The sequence below is a fragment of the Alloalcanivorax venustensis ISO4 genome (genome assembly GCF_015356855.1).
Classification (GTDB): domain Bacteria; phylum Pseudomonadota; class Gammaproteobacteria; order Pseudomonadales; family Alcanivoracaceae; genus Alloalcanivorax; species Alloalcanivorax venustensis.
In genome coordinates, this window is sequence record NZ_ARXR01000007.1 from 77531 (window position 1) to 100469 (window position 22939).

At 62.2% G+C, this 22939-nt stretch carries 21 protein-coding genes; 15 read left to right on the forward strand and 6 right to left on the reverse strand.

Going from position 1 to position 22939, the window contains the following annotated elements:
• Positions 1-155: 155 nt before the first annotated feature.
• Both ISO4_RS06170 and ISO4_RS06175 read left to right on the forward strand, forming a co-directional pair.
• Positions 156-4562 carry a phosphodiester glycosidase family protein gene (locus ISO4_RS06170; protein ID WP_323745345.1) on the forward strand — a complete coding sequence of 1469 codons (4407 nt, stop codon included), beginning with the start codon at positions 156-158 and terminating at the stop codon, positions 4560-4562.
• Between the two features lie 11 nt (positions 4563-4573).
• Entirely contained in the window at positions 4574-5320 is a 747-nt protein-coding gene (locus ISO4_RS06175) for a LamG domain-containing protein (protein ID WP_194855532.1), read from the forward strand.
• Between the two features lie 13 nt (positions 5321-5333).
• Here ISO4_RS06175 and ISO4_RS06180 read toward each other — a convergent pair whose 3' ends face one another.
• Entirely contained in the window at positions 5334-6029 is a 696-nt protein-coding gene (locus ISO4_RS06180; protein WP_194855533.1) for a 4'-phosphopantetheinyl transferase family protein, read from the reverse strand.
• 151 nt (positions 6030-6180) lie between these two features.
• Between ISO4_RS06180 and ISO4_RS06185 the strand changes: the two genes are divergently transcribed.
• From ISO4_RS06185 to ISO4_RS06195, 3 genes are read left to right on the forward strand one after another with little or no spacing between them, the layout of a single operon-like run.
• Positions 6181-6795 (forward strand): acetyltransferase, encoded by a 615-nt coding sequence (locus ISO4_RS06185; RefSeq protein WP_142947330.1) that lies wholly within the window; start codon positions 6181-6183, stop codon positions 6793-6795.
• Between the two features lie 26 nt (positions 6796-6821).
• The gene (locus ISO4_RS06190; protein ID WP_194855534.1) at positions 6822-7547 is read left to right on the forward strand and encodes an SDR family oxidoreductase; all 726 of its coding nucleotides are present in this window, start codon (positions 6822-6824) and stop codon (positions 7545-7547) included.
• Positions 7544-8485, forward strand: a complete 942-nt coding sequence (locus ISO4_RS06195) for an acyl-CoA dehydrogenase middle domain-containing protein (RefSeq protein WP_194855535.1) — start codon at positions 7544-7546, stop codon at positions 8483-8485. Before ISO4_RS06190 ends, ISO4_RS06195 begins: the two co-directional genes overlap by 4 nt.
• A gap of 59 nt (positions 8486-8544) precedes the next feature.
• Here the strand turns inward: ISO4_RS06195 and ISO4_RS06200 are convergent, their stop codons facing one another.
• Together ISO4_RS06200 and ISO4_RS06205 are read right to left on the reverse strand one after the other, a co-directional pair.
• Positions 8545-9273, reverse strand: a complete 729-nt coding sequence (locus ISO4_RS06200; protein ID WP_194855536.1) for a succinate dehydrogenase iron-sulfur subunit — start codon at positions 9271-9273, stop codon at positions 8545-8547.
• A gap of 88 nt (positions 9274-9361) precedes the next feature.
• Positions 9362-10540, reverse strand: a complete 1179-nt coding sequence (locus ISO4_RS06205; protein ID WP_194855537.1) for an NnrS family protein — start codon at positions 10538-10540, stop codon at positions 9362-9364.
• Positions 10541-10699: 159 nt separating this feature from the next.
• Here ISO4_RS06205 and nirK point away from each other — a divergent pair, with 159 nt between their 5' ends.
• From nirK to ccoS, 7 genes are all read left to right on the forward strand, one after another.
• Complete coding sequence (nirK, locus tag ISO4_RS06210; protein WP_194855538.1) at positions 10700-12055, forward strand: copper-containing nitrite reductase; 1356 nt, start codon at positions 10700-10702, stop codon at positions 12053-12055.
• A 38-nt stretch (positions 12056-12093) separates the two neighbouring features.
• On the forward strand, positions 12094-13572 hold the full coding sequence (gene ccoN, locus ISO4_RS06215) for a cytochrome-c oxidase, cbb3-type subunit I (protein ID WP_228547951.1): 1479 nt from the start codon (positions 12094-12096) through the stop codon (positions 13570-13572).
• The gene (gene ccoO, locus ISO4_RS06220; protein WP_228547952.1) at positions 13569-14222 is read left to right on the forward strand and encodes a cytochrome-c oxidase, cbb3-type subunit II; all 654 of its coding nucleotides are present in this window, start codon (positions 13569-13571) and stop codon (positions 14220-14222) included. The genes ccoN and ccoO overlap by 4 nt, the downstream gene beginning before the upstream one ends.
• On the forward strand, positions 14219-14416 hold the full coding sequence (locus tag ISO4_RS06225; protein WP_067610497.1) for a cbb3-type cytochrome oxidase subunit 3: 198 nt from the start codon (positions 14219-14221) through the stop codon (positions 14414-14416). The genes ccoO and ISO4_RS06225 overlap by 4 nt, the downstream gene beginning before the upstream one ends.
• 5 nt (positions 14417-14421) lie before the next feature.
• A complete protein-coding gene (locus ISO4_RS06230; RefSeq protein WP_067610499.1) occupies positions 14422-15309 on the forward strand; it encodes a c-type cytochrome in 888 nt (295 codons plus the stop codon).
• Between the two features lie 213 nt (positions 15310-15522).
• Positions 15523-17934 (forward strand): heavy metal translocating P-type ATPase, encoded by a 2412-nt coding sequence (locus tag ISO4_RS06235; protein WP_067610503.1) that lies wholly within the window; start codon positions 15523-15525, stop codon positions 17932-17934.
• A complete protein-coding gene (gene ccoS / locus ISO4_RS06240; RefSeq protein ID WP_083209689.1) occupies positions 17931-18152 on the forward strand; it encodes a cbb3-type cytochrome oxidase assembly protein CcoS in 222 nt (73 codons plus the stop codon). Before ISO4_RS06235 ends, ccoS begins: the two co-directional genes overlap by 4 nt.
• On the opposite strand, the gene ISO4_RS06245 is transcribed toward ccoS, so the two are convergent.
• The 3 genes from ISO4_RS06245 to rnk form a co-directional block, all read right to left on the reverse strand.
• Positions 18076-19041 (reverse strand): bile acid:sodium symporter family protein, encoded by a 966-nt coding sequence (locus ISO4_RS06245; protein ID WP_194855540.1) that lies wholly within the window; start codon positions 19039-19041, stop codon positions 18076-18078. The two genes, ccoS and ISO4_RS06245, sit on opposite strands and share 77 nt — an antisense overlap.
• Positions 19041-19715, reverse strand: a complete 675-nt coding sequence (locus tag ISO4_RS06250) for a FadR/GntR family transcriptional regulator (protein WP_194855541.1) — start codon at positions 19713-19715, stop codon at positions 19041-19043. Before ISO4_RS06250 ends, ISO4_RS06245 begins: the two co-directional genes overlap by 1 nt.
• A 63-nt stretch (positions 19716-19778) precedes the next feature.
• Complete coding sequence (rnk, locus tag ISO4_RS06255; RefSeq protein WP_194855542.1) at positions 19779-20153, reverse strand: nucleoside diphosphate kinase regulator; 375 nt, start codon at positions 20151-20153, stop codon at positions 19779-19781.
• Positions 20154-20715: 562 nt separating this feature from the next.
• Between rnk and ISO4_RS06260 the strand changes: the two genes are divergently transcribed.
• From ISO4_RS06260 to ISO4_RS06270, 3 genes are all read left to right on the forward strand, one after another.
• Positions 20716-20862 (forward strand): hypothetical protein, encoded by a 147-nt coding sequence (locus ISO4_RS06260; RefSeq protein WP_194855543.1) that lies wholly within the window; start codon positions 20716-20718, stop codon positions 20860-20862.
• Positions 20863-20880: 18 nt separating this feature from the next.
• Positions 20881-22233, forward strand: a complete 1353-nt coding sequence (gdhA, locus tag ISO4_RS06265; RefSeq protein ID WP_194855544.1) for an NADP-specific glutamate dehydrogenase — start codon at positions 20881-20883, stop codon at positions 22231-22233.
• 207 nt (positions 22234-22440) lie between these two features.
• Positions 22441-22842 (forward strand): GreA/GreB family elongation factor, encoded by a 402-nt coding sequence (locus ISO4_RS06270; protein ID WP_194855545.1) that lies wholly within the window; start codon positions 22441-22443, stop codon positions 22840-22842.
• Positions 22843-22939: the final 97 nt, after the last annotated feature.

The window sequence follows — 22939 nt, forward strand, 5'->3', positions numbered from 1 at the left end:
TCCTTTCTATACCGGGAGAGAAAATCGTGAGTTGCCATCATTGGCGGCGTTGGATGCGCGCCGCTCCGCTGACTCTGTTAACCGCCGTGGCATTGAGCGGTTGCGGAGGCGATACGGATACGGAGTATCTTGAGACCACCACGGACGTCCCTTATGTGGATGATCTGTCCGGCGCCGAGTCATTCACCGCCAACGTGATCGCGCCCCCCGAGGACGCGGATCAGCAATTCGAGACGGCAACGCCGCCGACGGTTTCCGGCACCACCGCGCGCGAGCCGGAGAACACGGAGATCACCGACTTCCATCGCTACGCGGTGAACCAGGATCTGACGCTCACCCAGGGCCGCCTGAACCATACCCGCGACGAAGCCATCATCAGCGCCGAGTTCACCCTCGGCGACAGTTTGTCGCTGGTGCCGCTGACCCGCTCGCGAGGCCAGTTCTCCTTCGAGCGCACCACGGTCTCGGCCAACCACGCCATCGACAACGGCGAAAACCTGATCCTGGCGGTCAACGCGGACCCTTACAGCATGACCCAGGGCTGGAACAGCGGTCTGATCAAGAAGGACGGTATCACCTACACCGGCTTTTCCGACCGCAATGAAGACGTGATCGCGGTCTATGAAGACGGCGGCGCGGACATTCTTCAGGACGTGCCCACCTTCACCCTCAATCTCTACCAGGACGGCAACGCCCTGGGCGAGCTGGGCGAGGTGCATTACTTCGACAACGCCAGCCAGGTGAACACCAGCTTCACCCGCGGCACCGGCGATGCGGAACTGTATCTGGCGGAAAGCTACCGGGGCACCGTGGATCTGGCCGGCCGCTCCGCCGCGCTGATCGAAGCGGAACCCAACGGCATCAGCGTGGTGACCCTGGAACACGGCGGTATCAGTGCCCAGTTGCCGCCACTCAGCGGCACCGTGGTGGATCGCATCGAGGACCGCAACGGCTATGTATTGCCGGCCGGCCACGCGCTGTTGGTCGACGGCGGTACCCTGACCACCGGCTCCCGTGTGGACATCCGCTACGAAACCGATGACCCGGACTGGGCCCGGGTTAAAAGCGCCCTGGGCGGCGGTTTCGGTCGCGGCCTGTTGGTGGAAGACGGCCAGCTCGGCGCCAACCAGGACGAGAACGCCATCAGTGGCCGTACCGCTTTCGGCGTGCGCAATGACGGCAGCTACTTTTTCCTGGTGGTCGACAAGCCGGTGGGCTCGCTCACCGACGGCATCACCCAGACCAAGCTGGGCCAGTTGATGATCGCCTACGGCGCCGACCGGGCCATCAATCTGGATGGCGGCGGCTCCACCACCCTGGCGGCGCGGCTGCCCGGTGAACGGTACACCCATCTGCTTAACACGCCGTCCGACGGCGGCGAGCGGGTTACCGCCACCAAGTGGGGGCTGGCGCTCAATACCGAACGGGCCCGCGCGGCCAGCAACGCGGTGGCGGTCTATCCGCGCACCATCACGCTGATGGCCGGCTCCACCTATCGCCGTTTCAAGGGCGTGGGTTATGACGCCAGCTCCTGGGAGCAGGGCGGTGAGATCCCCGAGTACGGCATCAGCGATGCGTCCCTGGGGCTGATCGACGCGCGCACCGGCGCCTTCCGCGCCGGCGACGGCGCCAGCGAAGGGTACGTGGTGGTTCAGGTCGGCGAGCGCAAGGGCGTGGCGCGGGTTCGCGTCACCGACGAGCTGGACAAAATCCGCTTCCCCAGCGACGCCATCGCCGTGGACAGCGGCGCCACTGTAACTCTGCAACCGGAACTGATCAGTGACGGTGAGTCGGTGACTTTCTCCGCTGAAGCGCTGGACTATCAGGTGGACGACGCCGCGCTGTGCCAGGTGAACCCGGAGAACGGCAGCGTCACCACCACCCGTGTGCAGGGCGAAAGCTGCACCGTCACCGTGTCCGCCGCCGGCCGCAGCGCCGAACTGACCATCAATATCGGTGTGGCGCCGGCAATCGTCGCCGACTTCGAAGGCGACGTCAGTGCCTTCCAGGCCGCCGGCGCGCGCCACAATCAGGTCAACATCGAGCGTGTCGAGGATCAGGTCTTCGACGGCAGCTACTCCATGGAACTGAACTGGGAAGCCAACCCGGACCAGCCCGGCACCTTCGGTGCCTACCTCACCGATCCCGGTGGCGTCACCGCGCTGCCCGGCTATCCCAAGTATCTGGGCGTCAATGTGTACATCCCCGACGAACTGGCCGGCAAGGTCTGGTGGGTACGCGGCAGCCTCAAGGACGCCGACGGCAAGACCGTGACCATCAACTACAACAACGAAGGCGAAGCGCTGCCGGAACGCGGCTGGCACTTCATGAAGGCCAGCATCGGCACCGGCTACAAGGAACCGCTGACGTTCTACCAACCGTTCCGATTCCTGGTATTGAAGACCGCCGAGCGTATCGACTCCCATGTGGTGCTGGACGATTTCACCGCCATCTACAGTGACGACACCGATCTGGCAGGCCCCGGCGTCACCGCCAGCCCGGCTTCCGGCGAGACGGTGGACAGCGCCGATCCGCTGATCACCCTTCAGGTCAACGACGCCTCCGGCGTGGACTTCGGCGCCAGCCAGCTGACCCTGGACGGCCAGGACGTGTCCTCGTCCCTGACCCACAACGGCAGTGACCGCATCCGCTACCAGGCGCAGGGCCTGGACGACGGCTGGCATCGTCTGGATTACCGCCTGTTCGACGTCAACGGCAACGTCACCGCCGGCAACTATCTGTTCAATGTGGTCACCGGTGCGCCGCGCCTCTATCTGGACAGCGAGAATCTGAGTCTGTACCCGGGCGGCACCTTCAGTATTCCCATCCGCGTGACCGGCGGTGGTGCCTTCAACGACCTGTCCCTGACCCTGGATTATGACAGCACCAAGGCCAGCATGACGGTGGAAGACGCCGACCTCACCGCGTCCGGTGTCAGCGAAACCAACGGGCGCTGGCAGGGCAACTTCAGCGGTTTCAGCGATGCCACTGGCGTGGTCGCTTACCTGAAGTTGAGCGTGCGCGACTACATTCAGAACACCTTCGTCTCGGTGGTGGTCGACGGCCAACTGGACGGCGACACCTTCCATCATCCGGTGGTGCGCAAGGAAGTGGGCAGCCGCTATCGCCTGCTGACCGATTGGGGCGTGGAAGGCGAAAGCACCAACATGCTGGTGGTGAACCAGGCCGGCGAACCGGCCCCGGGCGTCACCCTGGAGACCTTCGAGTACAACAGTGGCACCGACCAGATCAGCAACGTCAACGTACTCGGCGACACCGACGCCGACGGCATGCTGCAGGTCACCCTGCCGGCGTCCGCCGACACGCGGTCATTGTTGTTCCGCGCCTACGACGCCCAGGGCTCCTCGCTGATGACCGACGTGCGCGCCCTGGTCGAGCGTTTGGACACGGCACCGCGTCATGTCTTCCTGACCCCCGGCCACGACGCCACCTCCATGAACGTGGCCTGGTTCACCGACACCTCGGTGACCGAATCGCGGGTACGTTTCGGTACGGACGGCCTGAGCCAGGACGTGGCCGCGCAATCCGCGGTGGTGCCGTTCTTCTACGGCAGCGAGGCCGGCGTGGTGCGCGTGCACCGGGCCACCCTGGAAGGGTTGCAGCCGGGCGCCGGCTACCAGTACCAGGTGGGCGCCAACGGGGCCATGAGCGAGACCTTCGGTTTCACCACCGATGACGGCGACGACCGCGTACGCATCCATCTGTTCGGCGATACCCAGACCCTGTCCAACGAAAACATCTTTAATGGCAGCGGCCTGGTAACCGAGCTGTATCGCAAGATGCAGGCGCAACTGCCGGACGGTGATCTGATCCTGCACGTCGGCGACGTCACCGAGGACCTCACCGATTACCGCCTGGTGCGCCTGTTCCTGGAAGCTCTGGAAGGCGACGACATGCTGGCCTCGCATCCGTTCGTGCCCACCCAGGGCAACCATGAGGTTTACAACGAAGGCGCGCAGAAATTCGCCGACCTGTTCCCGCTGCCGGAAAGCGATAACGGCCTGCCGGCGCCCTACGACCGGGCGGTGTACAGCTTTGATTACGGCCCGGTCCACATCGCCGTGGTCACCTCCGAGCTGCAGGCCGAGGAAGACTGGCCGGTGATGATGGACTGGCTGCGCCGGGACATGAACGCCAGCGATGCCACCTGGAAGGTGCTGATGGTGCATCGCCCGCCGTACAACGGTAATGCCGCCTCCGGCAACGGCCGCTCACTGGCTTACATCCCGCCGGTGGTGGATGAAACCGGCATCGATCTGGTGCTTTCCGGCCACGACCACATGTACTCGCGCAGCCTGCCGCTGAGCGGCGGCAAACCGACGCCGGGCGGGGCTACCTACCTGATTGCCGGTTCCGACTCCGCCAAGTACTACGACAACAACGGTGGCGGCATCGCGCTGGTGGCGGACGTGCTGTTCGACGACAACGTGAACACCTACACCACTCTGGATATCCAGGGCGACGACCTGCATGTGCTGACCCGTACCCTGGACGGCACCGTGGTGGACGACGTCACCCTGCAGCCGCGCACCGATCGCTGAGGAGAGCCGTAATGAGATTGAAGAACACCTTGCCCGTAGTGCTGCTCGCCGCCGCTTTGGCGGCCTGCGGCGGCGACGATACCCGTTACGTGGAGCGCGACGTGCCGGCGCCGGTGGAGTACATGCCGGTGGACGGCTTCGTGCTCGGCTTCTGGGTGATGGAAGAGCAGGAAAACTGCGACAGCCCCTGCATTGATGACGCCTCCGCCTATGGCGACGCGCTCTATGTGCTCGACAGCGCCGGCGAGCCGGTGGCGCCGGCACTCGAGGACGGCGGCGCCATCGGTCGGGTGGCGGTTTTCGACGGTGATACCCGGTTTGCCACGCGCGCCACCAGCGCATTGAACAACACCGTGATCGGCGAGCGCTTCTCTCTGCACCTGAGGGCGCGCACCGACCAGGCGGACACCGGCCCGGTGGTGTCGCTGGCGTCCGCCAACGGCACCGCGCTGACGGTGACTCTCAGCAACGATCGTCTGTTAGTGGATTTGCCGGCGCAAAGCCAGCGCATGCTCACCAGTCTGGAAAGCGGCGGCGGCTGGCGTGAAATCCAGCTCGCCTCGGACGGTGAGCGTGTCACCCTCGCGGTGGATTGTGACGTCGTGGCCGCCTTCGGCGCTGAACCCGGCGTACCGGTGCTGAGCACCGACGCCTTGGGCGTCAGTGTCGGCGGTGAGGGCGACGCCTATTTCTCCGGCGCGGTGGACCTGGTGCGTTTGAGTCGCCAGCACGAGGGAAATTTGTTCTGCGAGGAATGAACGCTGACCGACCTCAGGCCGGCACCCGGATCCAACTGAGCACACCGTCGTCGTCCCGCCACTGGTAGGGCAGGGCCATACCCTGCCGCCAGTCGGCGGACAGCGTGGTCAGCAGGCGGATCCGGTCTTCTCCGTCCAGGGCGGCGTCCTGGAAGTAAAAGCGCCGTCCGGTGAGCGGGTAGAGCGCTTTGAACAGACTCTCCTTCACCGAAAACGTCAGCGTGATCCGGCGTGCCTGCTCGGCCTCATCCAGGCCCTGCAGGGCCTGGCGTTCCTGTTCGGTCAGTATCTCCCCGGCCAGGCGTAGCGCCCGGCGCGGCGCCAGCCAGGCCTCATAATCCAGACCCAGCCCTTGCCATTGATCCCGGTGCCCCACCAGCGCCGCGGCACGCCCGTGGCTGTGGGTGATGGCGCCCACCAGGGGCGCCGGCCACAGCGGCGCGCGGTCTTTGCCCAGCGCCGGAAGCAGGCGCTCACCGGTGAGCGCTTGGCCGGCGGTGGCGGCGCACACCCGGCCGGCCAGGTACTCGCAGCGGCGCTTGGCGATGGCGCCGCTCAGGGTGTCCGGCTCGGGGACGCGGGCCAGTTGGAAGGCGTTGTCGCGCAGTTGTTCCGGGCGGAACCGGCAGCGCGCCAGATACAGGCCGGCGTCCCAGGCGCTAACGTCCAGGTCGTGCAGGCAGGGCGGTATCAAGCGCTGGTCGGTCATGGGATCGGTCGTGGCGTGCGAGAGCCGTTATTGTACGCACCGGGGCGGACCGCTGTCTTTTTCACCGCCGCGGACGTCGCATGTCGCCACGCTCACCGCCGCCGCTTTTGTGGTACAACGAAGAGACCAGCACCGGCGTGAGGAGGTGGGTATGACAAGGTCGTTAGCGATTCTGGGTGCCAGCGGGCACGGCAAGGTACTCGCCGATACGGCGATGGCGTCCGGGTGGCGCAAAATCGAGTTCTACGATGACGCCTGGCCGGACAAACAGGCCAACGAGCGCTGGCAGATCGTCGGTTGCAGCGGCGCGCTGCTCGACGCCCTGGTGCACATCGATTCGGTGGCGGTGGGCATCGGCCGTAATGACGCCCGCCTGAGCCGCCTGCGCGAACTGGTGTCGAAGAACGTGAGCCTGGCCACCATCATCCACCCCCAGGCGTCGGTGAGCCGTTTCGCCGAGATCACCCCCGGCGCGGTGGTGCTGGCCGGCGGCGTGGTCAGCGTGGACAGCCGCGTCGGCCTTGGGGTGATCGTCAACACCGGCGCCACCGTGGACCGGGACTGCGTGATCGGCGACGGTGCACACCTCTGCCCCGGCACCCATCTGGCCAGCAACGTCACCGTGGGCGAGGGCAGCTTTATCGGTATCGGCGCGGTGGTGCGCGAAGGCGTCACTATTGGCAACAATGTGGTGGTGGGCGCCGGCGCCGTGGTGCTGCACGATGTGCCCGACGGTGCCACCGTGAAGGGCGTGCCGGCCCGTTGAACGGGCCTTTTCAATTGGAGCGTTGAATGACCACGACAAGAACCTATTTGATCACCGGTGCCAGCAAGGGCATCGGCCGGGCCCTGTCCCAGCGGCTGGCGGCCGCCGGCCACGGCGTGGTGGGCATCGCCCGCCGGGCGGACGACCGGGACTTTCCCGGCACCCTGGTGTCGGCGGATCTGTCCGACCGCCAGCAGGCGGACGCGGTGTTCGCCGACCTGGCGCGCCGCTTCCGGTTCGACGGTGTGGTCAATAACGTCGGCCTGGTGCGCCCGCAGCCCCTCGGCGAGATCGACCTGGACAGCTTCGACGCGGTCATGGGCGTCAACCTGCACTCCGCCATCCAGGCCACCCAGGCGGTGCTGCCGAACATGCGCGAACAGGGCTGGGGCCGGGTGCTCAATGTGTCCAGCCTGACGGTGCTGGGCATGCCCGGGCGCACCGCCTACGCCTCGGCCAAGGCGGCGCTGGTGAATTTCACCCGCACCTGGGCGCTGGAACTGGCGCGCACCGGCATCACCGTTAACGCGGTGGCCCCCGGGCCCACCGAGACCGAACTGTTCCGCGAAAACAATCCGCCCGGCAGCGAGGGCGAGGCCCGCTATCTGGCGTCCGTACCCATGGACCGCTTCGGCAAGCCGGACGAAATCGCCGCCGCCATGGCATTCCTGCTCGGCGAGCACAGCGGCTACATCACCGGCCAGACCCTGTTTATCGACGGCGGTGCGTCGGTGGGGAGAGCGGCGTTTTGACCATGAATGACGACCTGACGTTCTGTCTGACCCGGCCCACCGAGGTCCCCGCGCCGGACGGCCTGCAAGCCTGGTGCGAACAATGGCGCCGACTGGCCGCCGAGCGCCATGACGCGGTAGGGCTGGCCCTGCGCGGCGGCTTCGCCGCCGACCGGGTGGGCTGGGCGTTCGCCGCCGGCTATCAGTCGGCGCTGCGACAACTGATTCAAGTGAACGGCGGCACCGTGGACGACCACGAGCTGCTCGCCATGTGCGCCACCGAAGCCGGCGGTAACCGCCCCCGCGACATCGAGACGCGCTTCCTCGACGGCGGCCCGGGCGGCGTTACCGTCAGCGGTCGGAAAACCTGGACCACGCTGGGTTCCGCCTGTACCGGCCTGCTGGTGGTGGGGCGCGTGGATGGCGGCGGCGACAACGAACGCCCGGCGCTCAAGATCGCCAAGGTCGACACCCACGCCCAGGGCGTCAGCCTGGTGGAAAAGCCGCCGCTGGAGTTCGTGCCCGAAGTGCCCCATGTGGCCGCCGTGTTCGACGGCGCCAAGGCCGACGCGGTACTGCCCGGTGACGGCTACAGCGACTTCGTGAAGCCGTTCCGCACCGTGGAGGACACCTTCATCGCCCTGGCGGTGCAGGCCTGGCTGGTCCGCGAAGGCCGCGCCCGGGGCTGGCCCCGGTCTTTTCTGGAAAGTCTTATCGCCAGCCAGGCCGGGCTCGCCGCCGTGGCGGCGCAACCCGCCGGTGCGCCGGCCACCCATATCGCGTTGGCCGGCGCCCTGGCGCGCACCAACGACCTTTACCAGCAAGCGGACGCGCTCTGGGCCGATGAGCGGGACGCCGCCGCCGAACGCTGGCGGCGCGACCGCCCGCTGTTCCAGGTCGCCGGCAAGCCGCGCGCCCTGCGCGCGCAGCGTGCCTGGGAGACAGTTGAGTTGAATTAAGGCCGGACGAGGCGAAGTCCATGGTTATAAGCCTCGCCGCGCCGGGGATCGGGCGGGGCTTAGCTGGGGTCCGGCTCCTTGCGAAGTGCGTCCTTAACCATTTCCTGACGTATCCGGCCGATGGCTTGCATCGGATTCAGACCCTTGGGGCACACCCAAGTGCAGTTCCCAATACTACGACAACGAAAGAGGCTGTAAGGATCTTTCAACAAGGCCAGACGTTCGGGCGAGCCATCGTCGCGCGAGTCGGCGATAAACCGGTATGCTTGGAGCAGAGCGGCCGGGCCCAGGTACTCAACCGGGTTCCACCACCAGGACGGGCACTGAGAGGTGCAACAGGCGCACAGAATGCATTCATAAAGCCCGTCAAGTCTGGCCCTCTCACTAGGGCTTTGCAGTCGCTCTTTACCCGGCGCCGGTTCTCGATTGATTAACCACGGTTTCGTTCTCTCGTATTGCTCAAAGAACAAACTCTGGTCCACGACCAGGTCCCGAATCACCGGCATTCCCGGCAACGGGCGAATAGTCAGGTCTCCGCTTTTCCCCAGCACCTCCTTCACTGGCGTCACACAGGCTAGGCGATTTTTGCCATCGATATTCATACCGTCAGAGCCGCACACGCCCTCTCGACAAGAGCGTCGGTAGGCCAGAGTGGGGTCCTGCTCATGCAGATACTCAAGGGCATCCAAAACCATACGGCTATGAAACTGGTCGGGAAGATCAACGCGGTCCATATGCGGATGCGTGTCCTGGTCAGGGAGATAACGATAAAGATGAACCTGAATCATGAGGCGCCCTCCAATTTAGCTCCTTGCGATGGAATCAGGGGATACCGTGGTCGCGCACTGTGTCCGGCTGTTATGAGTGGTTTTCGCATCAACCCGGTTTGCCGTCGGCGCGAGGAGCCATCAGTATCGGTCCGTAGACCATCAGGAATATCAACCAGGCGGTACTCCAGGCAAGCGATGCCACCCATAGGCCGGACATCAGCGGTAGCCAGCCTAGTGAGACCAGGACGCGTGCCATGCCAGCGGCCAGAATTAGCCCGTAGGCCCAAAGGCCGCCGGGACGCAGGCGAAGCGGTCGGCCGGTGTGCCCGACGGCCACTCGGGTCATTACCGCCAGAATCATGGTGCCCATGGCGCCGGCGCCGAGCGCATGAAGCCAGGCGCTATCGGGCACCAGCGAGAACGCCGCCAGGCTTCGCAGCAAAAAGCCAATCGCCACCCAAAGGTGGCCAGCATGGAGGAGCCACAACAGCGGCTCGCGGGCGGTTCGCCAGCCGGACCAGCTCACCAGCCGGGCTAGCACCAGCAACGCCGCCAATAGGGCCACCGTGCCGGTCAGCGCCGGAACCTTCCAGGCCCCTGCCTCCAGCACAACCAGCACCAAGGTGGCCACCAGGCCAGCGCGATCCAGCCACGGGCGGCTCACAACGCTCTCAGGATCGAGGCCTTGCATCCGTAGCCAGTTCGCGGTGAACGTCGGTGTAATCCGGCCGCCAATCACCAGGATCAATAATGCGGTCAGTAGAACCAGCGCGTGCAGGAAGCGTGCGTCTCCGGTCCAGTGAAACAGCAGATCCAACCCCCAGAGCATCATCAATACCAGCAGCAACACCACCTGGCGGCGCTGGCGTGCGTGCCAGGCACGTAACCCCAAGCTCAGCGCCACCACAGGCAAGAAGGCGAGATCCAATAGTGCGGCGAGCAGGGGGAAGTCGGCGCCGAGCGCCATGCCCAGCCGTCCTGCGAGCCACAACAACCACAGGCCTAACAGACGCCGGCCCGACAGGGGCGGCGTCCCGGTCCAGTTGCATATCGCGGTGAGTAAGAAACCAGCTACCGCAGCGTTTGCAAAGCCGGCCAGCATTTCATGCTGATGCCAGGACACCGGTTCGAGCGCCAAGCCCAGCCATCCGTGGGTCCAGACCCACAGCCACGATGGAATCAGGATGGCACCCACCAGGGCGGAAGAAATAAAGAAAAGCCGAAACGGGAATCGCAGCAAAGGAAAATCTGGAAGAGGCCGGTTTCCGGCGTGATCTTGATCCATGGCAAGACTCCAGCGGATTAAAGGGAAAAGGGGGTTTGCGGCATGCCAAATAATAGGTATACGATATACCTATTATAGAGGGTACTACCAGGAAATAAAAAAGCGCTGCCCTGAAGCTGTTGGGTACGCGCGGCCAAAACGCCACAGAGAGTGATAATTATGAAGTTTTCCCCCTTACTCCTATTCACCGCGCTGTTTGCTGTCCTGTCGGCTCCCTTGCTCGCGGCGAGCACGGATTCCGAATACATGGCGGACATGACCTTCACCCTGCGTACTGCGGTAGCTGAGGGTAAATTGGTCTATATCGGCCAGGGCGGCGAAATCGATGGCCAGGTTAATCCGACCTTAAGGGTGCCGGAAGACACCCTTGTTCAGATCAACATGATTAACGGCGACGGGGCGCTTCACGATGTCGTCGCGGAAGCCTTCGAGGCGCGCTCCGATCGTGTCAGCGGCGAGGGTTCAAGTTCCGTGCTGATCTTTCGTACCGGTAAGGCCGGCGAGTTTTTCTACTGGTGCTCGGTACCGGGGCATCGTGCAGCAGGCATGGAAGGCCGCATTCTGGTCGGCGAACCGGGGGCGGAGGCGCGTGCCAGCATAGAAAGCGATGATTTGAGCCATTCGCCCATGGACCTGCCGCCGGCCATAGGGTCCCGTTCCGCCCAGAACGTTAGTGTAAGTCTTAAAACCACGGAAAAGGTGGGTCATTTGGCGGATGGGACGCGCTACAAGTTCTGGACGTTCAATGATCAGATACCAGGACCCTTCGTGAGGGTTCGGCAGGGCGACCGGGTCACTGTCGAGCTTCATAATGACAAGGCATCCACCATGATTCACTCCGTGGATTTCCATGCCGTCACTGGTCCGGGAGGTGGCGCCGAGGTGACTCAGGTGGCCCCGGGCAAAACTGAAAGCTTTGCTTTCCTGGCGCTGAAACCGGGCCTCTATGTTTACCACTGCGCCACGCCCATGGTTGCGCACCATATCACCAATGGTATGTATGGGCTGATCCTGGTGGAGCCGCCCGGCGGGTTGCCAAAGGTGGATAAAGAATTCTACGTGATGCAGGGAGAACTCTATACCACGGAACCACACGGTCAGCGGGGGGAATTGTCATTTTCCCTGGATAAGATGCTCGACGAACAGCCTGAATACTACGTTTTTAACGGCGCGACCGACGCCCTTACCAAGACCCATCGCATGGAGGCGAAGGTCGGAGAGACGGTGCGTATTTTCTTCGGTGTGGGTGGCCCCAATGCCACCTCTTCTTTCCATGTTATCGGTGAAATATTCGACCGCGTTTATCATGAGGGAAGCTTGAGTGGTGAGCCCTTGAAGGATGTGCAGACCACCTCCGTCGCGCCAGGTGGCACCACTATGGTGGAGTTCCAAGTGGACTATCCCGGCCGTTACTTGCTTGTCGATCATGCGCTGTCACGGATGGAGCGCGGTCTGGTAGGCTTCCTTGATGTTAGTGGCGAACCGGATCACGACATCTTTGAGCCCCATGAGTAAACCGCTCGAATCAACAAAGGGAAGCCACCGGAATGCCCATGTCACAAACCACCGAAACCTATGACGATCAGATTGTACGTCTTTTCCTGCTGGCGGCCGTTGTTTGGGGCGCCATAGGGATGTCCGTCGGGGTGTTCGCCGCGGCACAGCTGTACTGGCCGTCATTGAACTTCGGCGTGCCTTGGTTGACGTTCAGCCGTATCCGGCCTGACCACACCTTTGGCGTTATTTTCGCGTTCGGCGGCTCCGCGCTCATTGGTACCTGCTATTACGTTGTGCAACGGACCGGCCATACACGTCTGGCCCTCGGGCGACTGGCCCGATTTACCTTTTGGGGGTGGCAGACAGCCTGTGTGCTGGCGATGGTCACGATGCCGTTAGGATTGACACAGAGTAAGGAGTACGCTGAGCCGGAGTGGTGGATTGATATTATAATCGCGGTAACTTGGGTGTCGTTCGGGGTCGTTTTCTTTGCCACGTTGGCCCGCCGCCGCGTTCAGCACATTTATGTAGCGAACTGGTACTACGGTGCTTTTATCATCGCCGTGGGTCTGCTGCATATCGTCAATAACATGGTGATTCCGGTTTCACTGACCAAGTCCTATCCGATCTATTCGGGAGCGGTCGATGCCATGGTGCAATGGTGGTACGGCCACAACGCTGTAGCGTTCTTCCTGACCGCCGGGTTCCTTGGCATGATGTATTATTTCGTGCCGCGTCAGGCCCGCCAGCCGCTTTGGAGCTATCGGTTTTCGATCGTCAATTTCTGGGCCCTGATTTCGGTTTACATGTGGGCCGGCTCGCATCACCTGATTTATACCGCGCTGCCGGATTGGGTGCAGTCCGTAGGGGTGGCGTTTTCTCTGGTGCTACTGATGCCCAGTTGGGGTTCGGCCGCCAACGGACTGCTGACATTCAATGGTTCCTGGCACCGTCTGAAAACGGATCCGGCCGCCAAATTCATGGTGCTTTCGCTGGTTTTCTACGCCGCCGCCACATTTGAGGGCTCGATGATGGCGCTCAAGTCCGTGAACAGCCTGTCCCACTACACGGACTGGACCGTGGCGCACGTCCATTCCGGTTCCCTGGGCTGGGTGGCGATGATCACCATTGGTTCCTTATACGCGATGGCGCCGCGAGCGCTGGGCAAGCCAATGTATTCCAGGACTGCGATGGAGGTACACTTCTGGCTGCATGTGGCGGGAACGCTTATCTATATCGGCGGCATGTGGGCCGCTGGCGTGATGGAAGGCGTGATGTGGCGCGAGACACTGGCGAACGGTTCTCTGGCCTACTCCTTCATGGAAAGCCTGATGGCGATCAAGCCTCTTTACGTGGTGCGCTGGCTCGGTGGCCTGTTCACTCTCGCTGGCATGGGGCTGATGTTGTGGAATCTTTGGCACACCGCTGATGATGCCAGGGCGCACTTAATTAAACCGATACCCGTTCCAATCCCGGAACCTACGCATGATCAGACCCCCCAACCCTTGACCGCTGCCAGTGGGGGTGCGTCATGAAATTTCCGATTCGCTATCGTCATTTTGAGAAGATTGAAAAGCATGCTTGGTTGTTGGGCATTCTAACCGCCTTCATGGTCTCGCTCGGCGGGTTGGCGGAGATTACCCCTCTGTTCATGGAGGCGCACAGGGTCCAGCCCGCCGACAACATTAAGCCCTACGGACCGTTGCGCTTGGCTGGCCGTGACATCTATGTACGCGAGGGTTGTCATGTCTGCCATTCACAGATGATCCGCAAACTGCAGTTCGAGACTCAACGGTATGGGCCTTATTCCGTGGCGTCGGAGTCGGTATACGACCGGCCGTTCCAATGGGGTTCCAAGCGTACCGGGCCTGACTTGGCGAGGGTTGGTGGTAAGTACACCGACGCTTGGCAGCGCGAACATCTCATTGCACCACGCTCCTTGGTACCGGAATCCAATATGCCCGCCTATCCCTGGCTAGCCGAGGCTACTATCGATCCGGCGGATATACAGGCGCGTATGAGGGCCCTACGGGCTCTTGGTGATCCGTATAGCAGTGAGTCGATCGCCGAGGCCCCGGAGGCTCTCAAAAACAAGACGGAATTGGATGCCCTGGTGGCCTACCTGCAAGGCCTGGGACGTAACCGTCCGTCACCCGACGCCTTGAAAGGGGATGCCGTGCCATGAATCCAATATGGGGACACGCCATCGGCGTCATGATTGTTGTGTTGATGTCGGTGTTTATCGGTATCTGGATATGGGTCTGGCGCGACCGGCACAAGCCCGTCTTTCGTCGCATGGCTGACTTACCCATGGAAGATCCGGTGGACGCCGACCCGGCACGTTCAGGAACATTCCCGAAAACCGACAAGGGGGATTAATCATCATGAGTCTTCACTGGTCGCTTTGGATCATGTTCCTGGTGGTGCTGAATCTGGGTATAACGCTGTTTCTGTTTCTCTGGGGTACCCGGGTGTCTATCCCCACTCGTGAGGATGGCACCACCGGGCACGTATGGGCCCATGGCACTCTTCGCGAGGGGGTGCGTCAATTGCCTCGCTGGTGGTACCTGATGTCGGCAGGCACTTTTATCGTCGGTATTGGCTACCTGGTGCTCTATCCCGGGTTTGGTGCCTATGATGGTCTGCTGGACTGGAGCTCTCGGGGTCAGCTGGAACGAGCGGAGGAGCGCAACCAGGCGCTGTTGGCCCCGTTACTGGAGAAAGCCCGGAACGGCGCCCCGTCAGACCTGGCGGCCGACGCCGAGGCGGTTCGCTTGGGCGGGCGCCTTTTCCAGGACAACTGCGCGGCTTGCCATGGTAGGGATGCACGCGGCAATACCACTATCGGCGCCCCCGATTTGCTTGACGACGCCTGGGTTTATGGCGGCGACGAGAAAGCCATTCTGGCTAGTATTCGGACGGGTCGAGAAGGGGTGATGCCGGGCTGGGAGTTTCTCGGCTACGGACGCGTGAAAAATCTGGCCCACTATGTGAGCAGCTTGTCGGGGGCGCCCCACCGTCCGACAGCCGCTGAAGTTGGAAAAAAGCGGTTCGACGCCTGTGCCGGCTGTCATGGGCCTGATGGTTCCGGCAACCCGGCCATCGGCGCACCGGATCTTAGTGATGATGCCTGGCTTTATGGGGGCGAACTTGACCAGATCATGACATCGATTAGTCAGGGGCGGCATGGACAAATGCCGGCATGGAAAGGTCGCCTGGATGAGGCGGAAATACGACTAGTTGCCGCCTGGATGCTGGCAAATGGAAAATAGCTCCGGCGCTGAAACGCCCTGGTACCGGGTGCCTCTGTTGTGGCTTGGTCTCATTATCTTATTGGCCAGCCTGGCGGGAAGCGTGCATCTGATCGTGGTGAGCCAGGCCTATCAAACTCCTGGGGACGTCACTGGCGAAAGCCAATCGTTTCGGGGGGTGCCGTTAACCCGCGAACAGCAGAGGTCCGAAGAGAGCACCGAGGAGAGGCCACGATGACCGCGCCCTGCCACCACTGTGGCGCACCAACGGCTGATGTACCTTTGACCGCCACGCTGGAAGGCGCACCGCGGCCGGTATGCTCGAGCGCCTGTCAGGGCACGGCGGAGTGGATCGATGCACAAGGCCTGAGCGATTATTACCGGCTGCGTCGTGGTCCCTCCCATAAGCCCGACGCGGAATCCGATGCCGGCGCCCAGGTTTGGCGGGATCCGCGCTTGGCGCGCCATGTGTTGCGTCCGCTTTCGGGCAAACGCAGCGAAGTGTGCCTGTTAGTCGATGGGGTTCGTTGTGGTGGGTGCGCTTGGCTGATTGAGCGGACCTTAATGGGGCTTCCGGGCGTGCACAGGGTACAGGTCAACGCGATGACCCGGCGCACTCGCATTATCTTCGATCCGCATCAGACGCCACTGTCGAGTCTGCTGGAAGCCCTCACTGGTGCCGGCTATCAACCTCGCCCGTTGGACGCGCGGGCCCTCGACGATGCGCGCCGCGACGAATCCAAACAATTGCTAAAACGTTTGTTGGTAGCTGGGTTTGGCATGATGCAGGCGATGATGTTCGCCCTGGTCCTCTATCTTGGGCCCGACAATGAGATCCAGGGGGCGACACTGGAACTGTTCCGCTGGCTGGGTTTCCTGGTAGCGTCGCCGGTGGTGCTGTATTCGGCACGCCCCTTTTTCGCCGGCGCCTTGCAAGCCTGGCGCGCCCGCCACCTCAACATGGACGTACCGATCGCACTGGCGATCGCGGTGATCTACGGCGCTAGCTTTTTTCAATGTCTGACCGGTGGCACGGAGGTTTACTTTGACTCCGTGGCCATGCTCGTTTTCTTCTTGCTCACTGGGCGCTACTTGGAAATGCGCGCACGGCACCGCGCTCTAGACCACACCGATGCGTTGGCGCGGTTAACTCCGAGTTGGGCCGAAAAGCTTGATAGTGACGACCAACCTCACCGCGTAGCACTGAGCGAACTGGTCTCCGGAGACCGGGTCCGGGTGCGCGACGGTGGATCGATACCGGCTGACGGCCTGCTGCTGGACAGCCGTGCAAGGGTCGATGAGTCGTTGCTTTCAGGCGAATCCAGGCCGGTGGAGAAGTGTGCCGGTGACCGGGTGATTGCCGGCAGCGTGGTTCAAGGCCAAGCGATCACCCTTCAGGTAACACACTGCGGCGAGGACACCTTCTTGGCCAACCTGGCTGGGCTTGCCACCCGCGCTCAAACCGAGCGCCCCCGGCTGGCCCGTGCCGGCGAAAAGACCGCATCCCGATTCGTGCTGCGCGTATTGGGGCTGACGGCCCTGACGGCGCTGGTGTGGGCGATTGTGGATCCTAGCCGCCTACTGGACGCCTGTCTGGCGGTGCTGGTGGTTTCCTGCCCCTGCGCCTTCGCGCTCGCCGTTCCCGCTGCTATCACGCGCAGCCTCTCAGTCTTGGCGCGTCAGGGCGTATTAGTGCTGCGCCCCGACGGGTTGGAAATACTGGCGGGGGTCGATCGGGTTGTTTTTGATAAAACCGGCACGCTTACCGAGCCATCTATCGCCGTGACCGCCCTCGATGATTCGATTGATATGGATACCGCCCTCCAATGGGCGGCCAGTCTTTCCGATACCAGTGAGCACCCGCTGTCACGGGCATTGGCCAACAGCAACGACCGGGCGCTGTTGCCCGCGCATCATGCTCGGGTGCTACCTGGTTTGGGTATCACCGGTACCGTCGCGGGCAGGGCATTACGCCTTGGACGGGGAGACTTCGCCACTGGCGGTGGCGAAGGCGAGGACGACCTTCTCCTCGCCGACAACGAAGGTGTGCTTGCGCGCTTCCAGGTTCATGAAAGGATCCGTGCCGACGCCGGTGATTTGATAGATCAGCTGACGGCATGGGGCATTGAGAGTGAGATACTGAGCGGCGACGCCCGGGCGCGGGTCGCCGAGGTCGCATCGCAGCTGGGGGTGGCCGCCTGGCGGGGGCGCTGCATGCCCACCGACAAGCTGGCTCGCATCGGCGAACTGCGCCAGGCCGGTCATCGCGTGCTGGTGGTCGGGGACGGTAGCAACGATGCCCCGGTACTGGCGGGCGCTGATGTTTCCGTCGCGCTCTCCTCCGGCAGTGACCTGGCCCAGGCGCAGGCGGACATCGTCCTGTGTTCCGGTCGCTTGAGCGCCATTGCCGAGTGTCGCACAGTGGCCCGCACCACGCTGCGAGTGCTGGCCCAGAATCAACGGTGGGCGCTTAGCTATAACCTTTGTGCCATGCCACTGGCGGCGATGGGCTGGGTGCCGCCCTGGCTGGCGGCCATCGGCATGTCCACCAGTTCCCTGGTGGTGGTTCTCAATGCGCTGCGTATTGACCGTAAGCGGAGTCACGCGGGCTCCATTCAGGAAGTGCAGGAAGGCGCTCGGTTATGAATATTATCCTCGTCATGATTCCTCTGTCCCTGCTGATTCTGGCAGGTGCTGTGGCGATGTTTTTCTGGGCAGTGAATCACGATCAATTCGAGGATATGGAGAGCCCGGGTCTTTTGCCTTTGGCCGACGACCCGGAAGAGGTTAGTGCGGAGAGGATTGAACATAGCGCCGGGCCAGGGCGGCGCCCACCAGAATCTGGATCTGGTTGTAGCAGATGATCGGCAGAATGATCATGCCGAACCCGGGATGGCCGGCGAATAGGACCTTGGCCATCGGCAGTCCCGACGCCAGGCTCTTTTTCGAGCCACAAAAGACCGCGGCGATTTCATCGGCCCGGTTAAAGCCGGCGCGCCGCGACAGCCAGGTGGTGAGCGCCAGCAGTATCACCAGCAACAGCAGACACAGCGCCACGGCCAGCACGATGGCCGTCACCGGCAGTTGCTGCCACAGACCGCTTGCCACCGATTGGGAGAACGCCGCATAGACGATCAGCAGAATAACGCCCTGGTCGTAGCGGGCGGAAAAGCCGGGGTGCCGGTCCAGCCAGGGGCCGAGCCAGTGTCGCAGCCCATGGCCGAGGGCAAAAGGCAGCAGCAATTGAAGCACGATATCCCTGAGCGCTTGTAGGGTATCGAAGCCGCCGTCACCGGTGGTGCTCACCAGTAACATCAGCAAGAAGGGCGTGAGCATCATCCCGAACACGTTGGAGGCCGCGGCGCTGCAGACGGCGGCGGGCACGTTGCCGCGGGCCATGGCGGTAAAGGCGATCGACGAGGACACCGCCGACGGCAGTACGCCCAGGTAAAGAAACCCCAGAGCCAGATCCTTGGGGATCCAGCGCGGCGCCAGGCCGTCGATGGGCAGAACCAAAAGCGGAAAAAACAGAAACGTCAGCGCGGCGATAAACAGGTGCAACCGCCAGTGCGTGGCGCCGGCGCGGATCTGGTCCCGCGACAGGGCGGCGCCGTGGATAAAAAACAGCACCGCCACCGCCAGGGAGCCGAGTCGCCCCAGCCACTCGGCCGTCGTGCCCTCGCTGGGCCATAGCGACGCGGCCAGAATGGCGGCCAGCAGTATCAGGGTGAACGGGTCCGGGCGCAGGCGCATCAGAGGGTGTCCAGCGCGCGCAGTGCCGGTGTCAGCATGGTGCGGGTCGCTTTGGCGGCGGCCTCGGCGTCGCCTCGTTCCAGGGTGCCGAGCAGTACGGCGTGGTCGGCATGGTCGGGTTCGGGTAGTGCCGCATCGCGCTCGGTGCGTTCGATGGTTTCGGTTACCGCCTCGCTGAAATACTCATACAAGGCGCTCAGGGCGGGGTTGTTGGCGGCGCTGACGATGGCGTTGTGGAACCGCCGGTCATGATGAATGCGGGCTTCAAGGTCGTCACCCGCCTGTTGGCGCGCCTCAAGGGCCTCGCGCATGGCCTGGAGGTCGGCTTCGTCCCGGCGCTCGGCGGCCAGGCGTGCCGCCTCGCTTTCCAGGGCGATCCGCATTTCCAGTTGATCGCGCAGGGTGGTGCGGCGCAGCCGCCGTAGCGATTCCGCCGGATCCAGGCGGCGCAGCACATAGGTGCCGTCGCCCTGGCGGGTTTCCAGCAGGCCCACGTGCACCAGCACCCGCACTGCTTCGCGCACGGTGTTCCGGCCCACGCCCAGCTCCTCGGCCAACGCCGATTCCACCGGTAATCGGCGGCCCACCGGCCATTCGCCGGATTCCACCGCCTGGCGCAGACGATCAATGGCGCCGTCCACCAGGGAGCGACGGGGCAGGGTGTTTGTGTTCATAGAATTGGTCCCATGAATAATAATGGGATCATCCTATGAATTTATTGGAAATGCAAGAGGGTGTCAGTCCACGCTGATCAGGGTCAGACGCAGTGTTTTGCCGTTGCTTGGCCAATCGATGCTGGCGCCGACGGACAGTCCCAGCAACGCCGCCCCGACTGGACTCAGGATGGAGAGGCGATCAGCGCCCTCATTCACCTCCTGGGGAAACACGAGCATCAGGCGATGTTCGCGTCCGTTGTCTTGGTTTTTGAAGTAGGCCCAGCGGTGCAGGGCTACTACATTGTCGGGCATCGCCTCTTGAGGGCGGCACTCGGCTCGATCCAATTCTTCGTAAAGCCGAGCGACCACTTCAAGGTCTTCGTGATGGCGTTCAAGAAGTGCGTAAAGCCTATCCCGGTCGAGGGTGGAAATAACAATAGGGGGCAAGTCGGTCATGCCAGTTTCTCCAATGGAAGTGCAGAAGATTGTGTGTCCCCGGCGGCGCCGAACCCCCGGGGACGTTCCATTGGGGTGCGGCGTCAGAAATGGAAGGCGAGCGCAGCTGCCGACCGTCGGACAGCGCCGACAGCCGGTTTCAGTGAGAGACTTTCTGGTGGCGCCGTCCGGCGCGCAGGTTCAAGAGAGCTGTTCATTCCGATACCCTAGCACTCCTGCCAATTTTTGCCAGGGGTTATTTTCGACCCGGGGAGGCTGGCTCCCGGTCTCCAAAGGGGAACCACGCGGTATAGTGCTTTTGTCGATGGGCCAGGGGGACGACTTTGGAGGACGCGGGCGTCTTGCCGAGTAGCTATCCGGTGGTCTCTGCGTTGTCCCAGACCGGGTACAATGGTGCTCTGCAGTTTGCCTGTTTGCCACCTGGAGTCACATCGAAGCGGTTGCACGAAGTATTAACCGCGCGGTATCAAGATGAGCCGGTCGTCCGTGTGATGTCGCAGGACAGTGTCATTAACCTTGAAGCCGGTTTTTTGATCCACGAGGTAGCAATCGGAACAAACGAATGGATCTATTCGTCTTTGTCAATGAGGAGCGGTGCTGTTTGATCGCGCGTCTCGATAATCTCGGAAAAGGCGCGACCGGCGCGGCGGTCGAAAATATGAATATTCATCTCGGTATTGAGGAGGGAGCGGGCCTTCCCGCGGGGTGAGACTTCTAGGAATTCAATATGGGTAATTTTTCAGATATTTTGGTGGGTTTGCAGCAGAGCAGTCCTGGTCAAACGGAGTTCTATCAGGCGGTGGAAGAAGTGCTGGAAGCACTGACACCGGTGCTGGAGGCCGAGCCTCGTTATTGTGACGAAGGTGTGCTGGAACGGCTATTGGAGCCCGAGCGACAGATTTTCTTCCGTGTCGCCTGGGTAGATGACAACGGCCGTGTACGCGTCAACAAAGGCTATCGCGTACAATTCAACTCCGCGCTGGGTCCGTATAAGGGTGGCTTAAGATTCCATCCGAGCGTAAATGGAGGCATTATCAAGTTCCTGGGTTTTGAGCAGATTTTCAAAAATGCTCTGACCGGTTTGCCGTTAGGCGGCGGCAAGGGAGGCTCTGATTTCGATCCCAAAGGCCGTTCGCAGGGCGAAGTAATGCGTTTTTGCCAGGCGTTCATGACAGCGCTTTACCGTCACATAGGTGCCACTGTTGATGTGCCTGCCGGAGACATTGGTGTCGGTCATCGAGAGATTGGCTACCTTTACGGCCAGTATCGGCGCTTAAGTGGCCGCTTCGAGGGGGTATTGACGGGTAAATCAGCGGACTGGGGCGGATCGTTGGGCCGCAAGGAGGCCACCGGGTACGGTTGTGTTTACTTTGCCGAGAATATGCTCGCTGAACGCGGTGAGTCGATAGCCGGTAAAACCTGCTTGGTCTCCGGTGCCGGCAATGTCGCGATATATACCATGGAGAAGCTTACGGAACTGGGTGCCCGGCCCGTTACGTGCTCGGACTCCACGGGCACGCTGGTGCACCATGCGGGGTTGGACGTCCCTCTTTTGAAATCCATCAAAGAGCGTGATCGTGGCGCTTTGTCTGCTTATCTGGAAACGCACCGGGATGCGCATTTCATCCCTGCAAGCGACTACCCACAGGGACGATCCGCAGTGTGGTGCGAGAATGCCGATCTTGCTTTCCCTTGCGCCACCCAGAACGAGCTGTCCGGATCCGACGCTGAAGCATTAGTCGCCAATGGCGTAATCTGTGTCTCCGAAGGCGCTAACATGCCTTGTACGCGCGACGCCGTATCCGTATTTCTGAAATCAGGCATCAGCTATGGCCCCGGAAAAGCCGCCAATGCCGGGGGCGTCGCCGTCAGCCAGCTAGAGATGCAACAGAACGCGGCCATGGCGAGTTGGTCGGCGGAGCGGGTGGATACGGCGCTCAGAACCATAATGTACGATATTCATCAGCGTGCGAGCCACACGGCCAGGGAGTTCGGAGTGCAAGGTAACTTGGTACTCGGTGCGAATATCGCTGGATTCCGACGAGTGGCGGACGCAATGATCGAACAAGGGGTGTTCTGACGTCTATTTCTAGGCCATGGCTTGCTTTATTTTATAGGTGAGCTATGGTCTGGTCTCTATTGGCTCATTTTCCTTAAGGTGCGTCGTGTTCCCCCGCCGGTTTTTAGTGCTCCTCTTTCCCACCTTTCTGGTTTAAGCCGGGCGGACGTCTGTCCGTCCGGCTACTTCATGTAACCCTTTTCTTATTTCTGTTTAGGAGATGCAGCCATGGCGCTCGGGCATTCGCACCGGCGTTGGCGTGGTCTTTCAGAGGCCGCGCGAAAATATCTGTCGATCCGTTCCTGGTGTCATCCTTTACGCCCGCACACTCTAGCCGCCCTTTTTGAGCGTATGGAGCGGCGCAAGTTGGGTGATAACAAGCCAGCGTCCGCGGGTATTGATAGTCGGGTATGGCTATTGGATCTTGATTATAGGGGCGAGGTGGATTTCGTGCTTGTGGAGCCGGGGAGAGCCTGCCCCGAGAACCGTGTCATTTCCATTCTCTCGCCGTTCGGTGAGGCGCTGTTCGGCGCCAGAGTCGGTGATGTCGTACACCCCCGGTTTCTGGGTCATGAATACAGCGTATTGATTACCAAAATTGAGTCATGTGCCGAGGATGATGAATCATGAGCAAAGAGAAAGAAAAGAAAAAGGCCAAACGGAGCTTGAAAGAGAAGCGCCGAGATAAAAAACAGGGAAAACCATAATCGGAAAGAGGAGCGCTGGG

Excerpts from the sequence above, each read along its gene's own strand:
- ISO4_RS06175 (WP_194855532.1), top strand. The coding sequence starts at position 4,574 with ATGAGATTGAAGAACACCTTGCCCGTAGTGCTGCTCGCCGCCGCTTTG.
- ISO4_RS06180 (WP_194855533.1), bottom strand. The coding sequence starts at position 6,029 with ATGACCGACCAGCGCTTGATACCGCCCTGCCTGCACGACCTGGACGTT.
- ISO4_RS06185 (WP_142947330.1), top strand. The coding sequence starts at position 6,181 with ATGACAAGGTCGTTAGCGATTCTGGGTGCCAGCGGGCACGGCAAGGTA.
- ISO4_RS06190 (WP_194855534.1), top strand. The coding sequence starts at position 6,822 with ATGACCACGACAAGAACCTATTTGATCACCGGTGCCAGCAAGGGCATC.
- ISO4_RS06200 (WP_194855536.1), bottom strand. The coding sequence starts at position 9,273 with ATGATTCAGGTTCATCTTTATCGTTATCTCCCTGACCAGGACACGCAT.
- ISO4_RS06205 (WP_194855537.1), bottom strand. The coding sequence starts at position 10,540 with ATGGATCAAGATCACGCCGGAAACCGGCCTCTTCCAGATTTTCCTTTG.
- nirK (WP_194855538.1), top strand. The coding sequence starts at position 10,700 with ATGAAGTTTTCCCCCTTACTCCTATTCACCGCGCTGTTTGCTGTCCTG.
- ccoN (WP_228547951.1), top strand. The coding sequence starts at position 12,094 with ATGTCACAAACCACCGAAACCTATGACGATCAGATTGTACGTCTTTTC.
- ccoO (WP_228547952.1), top strand. The coding sequence starts at position 13,569 with ATGAAATTTCCGATTCGCTATCGTCATTTTGAGAAGATTGAAAAGCAT.
- ISO4_RS06225 (WP_067610497.1), top strand. The coding sequence starts at position 14,219 with ATGAATCCAATATGGGGACACGCCATCGGCGTCATGATTGTTGTGTTG.
- ISO4_RS06230 (WP_067610499.1), top strand. The coding sequence starts at position 14,422 with ATGAGTCTTCACTGGTCGCTTTGGATCATGTTCCTGGTGGTGCTGAAT.
- ISO4_RS06235 (WP_067610503.1), top strand. The coding sequence starts at position 15,523 with ATGACCGCGCCCTGCCACCACTGTGGCGCACCAACGGCTGATGTACCT.
- ccoS (WP_083209689.1), top strand. The coding sequence starts at position 17,931 with ATGAATATTATCCTCGTCATGATTCCTCTGTCCCTGCTGATTCTGGCA.
- ISO4_RS06245 (WP_194855540.1), bottom strand. The coding sequence starts at position 19,041 with ATGCGCCTGCGCCCGGACCCGTTCACCCTGATACTGCTGGCCGCCATT.
- ISO4_RS06250 (WP_194855541.1), bottom strand. The coding sequence starts at position 19,715 with ATGAACACAAACACCCTGCCCCGTCGCTCCCTGGTGGACGGCGCCATT.
- rnk (WP_194855542.1), bottom strand. The coding sequence starts at position 20,153 with ATGACCGACTTGCCCCCTATTGTTATTTCCACCCTCGACCGGGATAGG.
- ISO4_RS06260 (WP_194855543.1), top strand. The coding sequence starts at position 20,716 with ATGGATCTATTCGTCTTTGTCAATGAGGAGCGGTGCTGTTTGATCGCG.
- gdhA (WP_194855544.1), top strand. The coding sequence starts at position 20,881 with ATGGGTAATTTTTCAGATATTTTGGTGGGTTTGCAGCAGAGCAGTCCT.
- ISO4_RS06270 (WP_194855545.1), top strand. The coding sequence starts at position 22,441 with ATGGCGCTCGGGCATTCGCACCGGCGTTGGCGTGGTCTTTCAGAGGCC.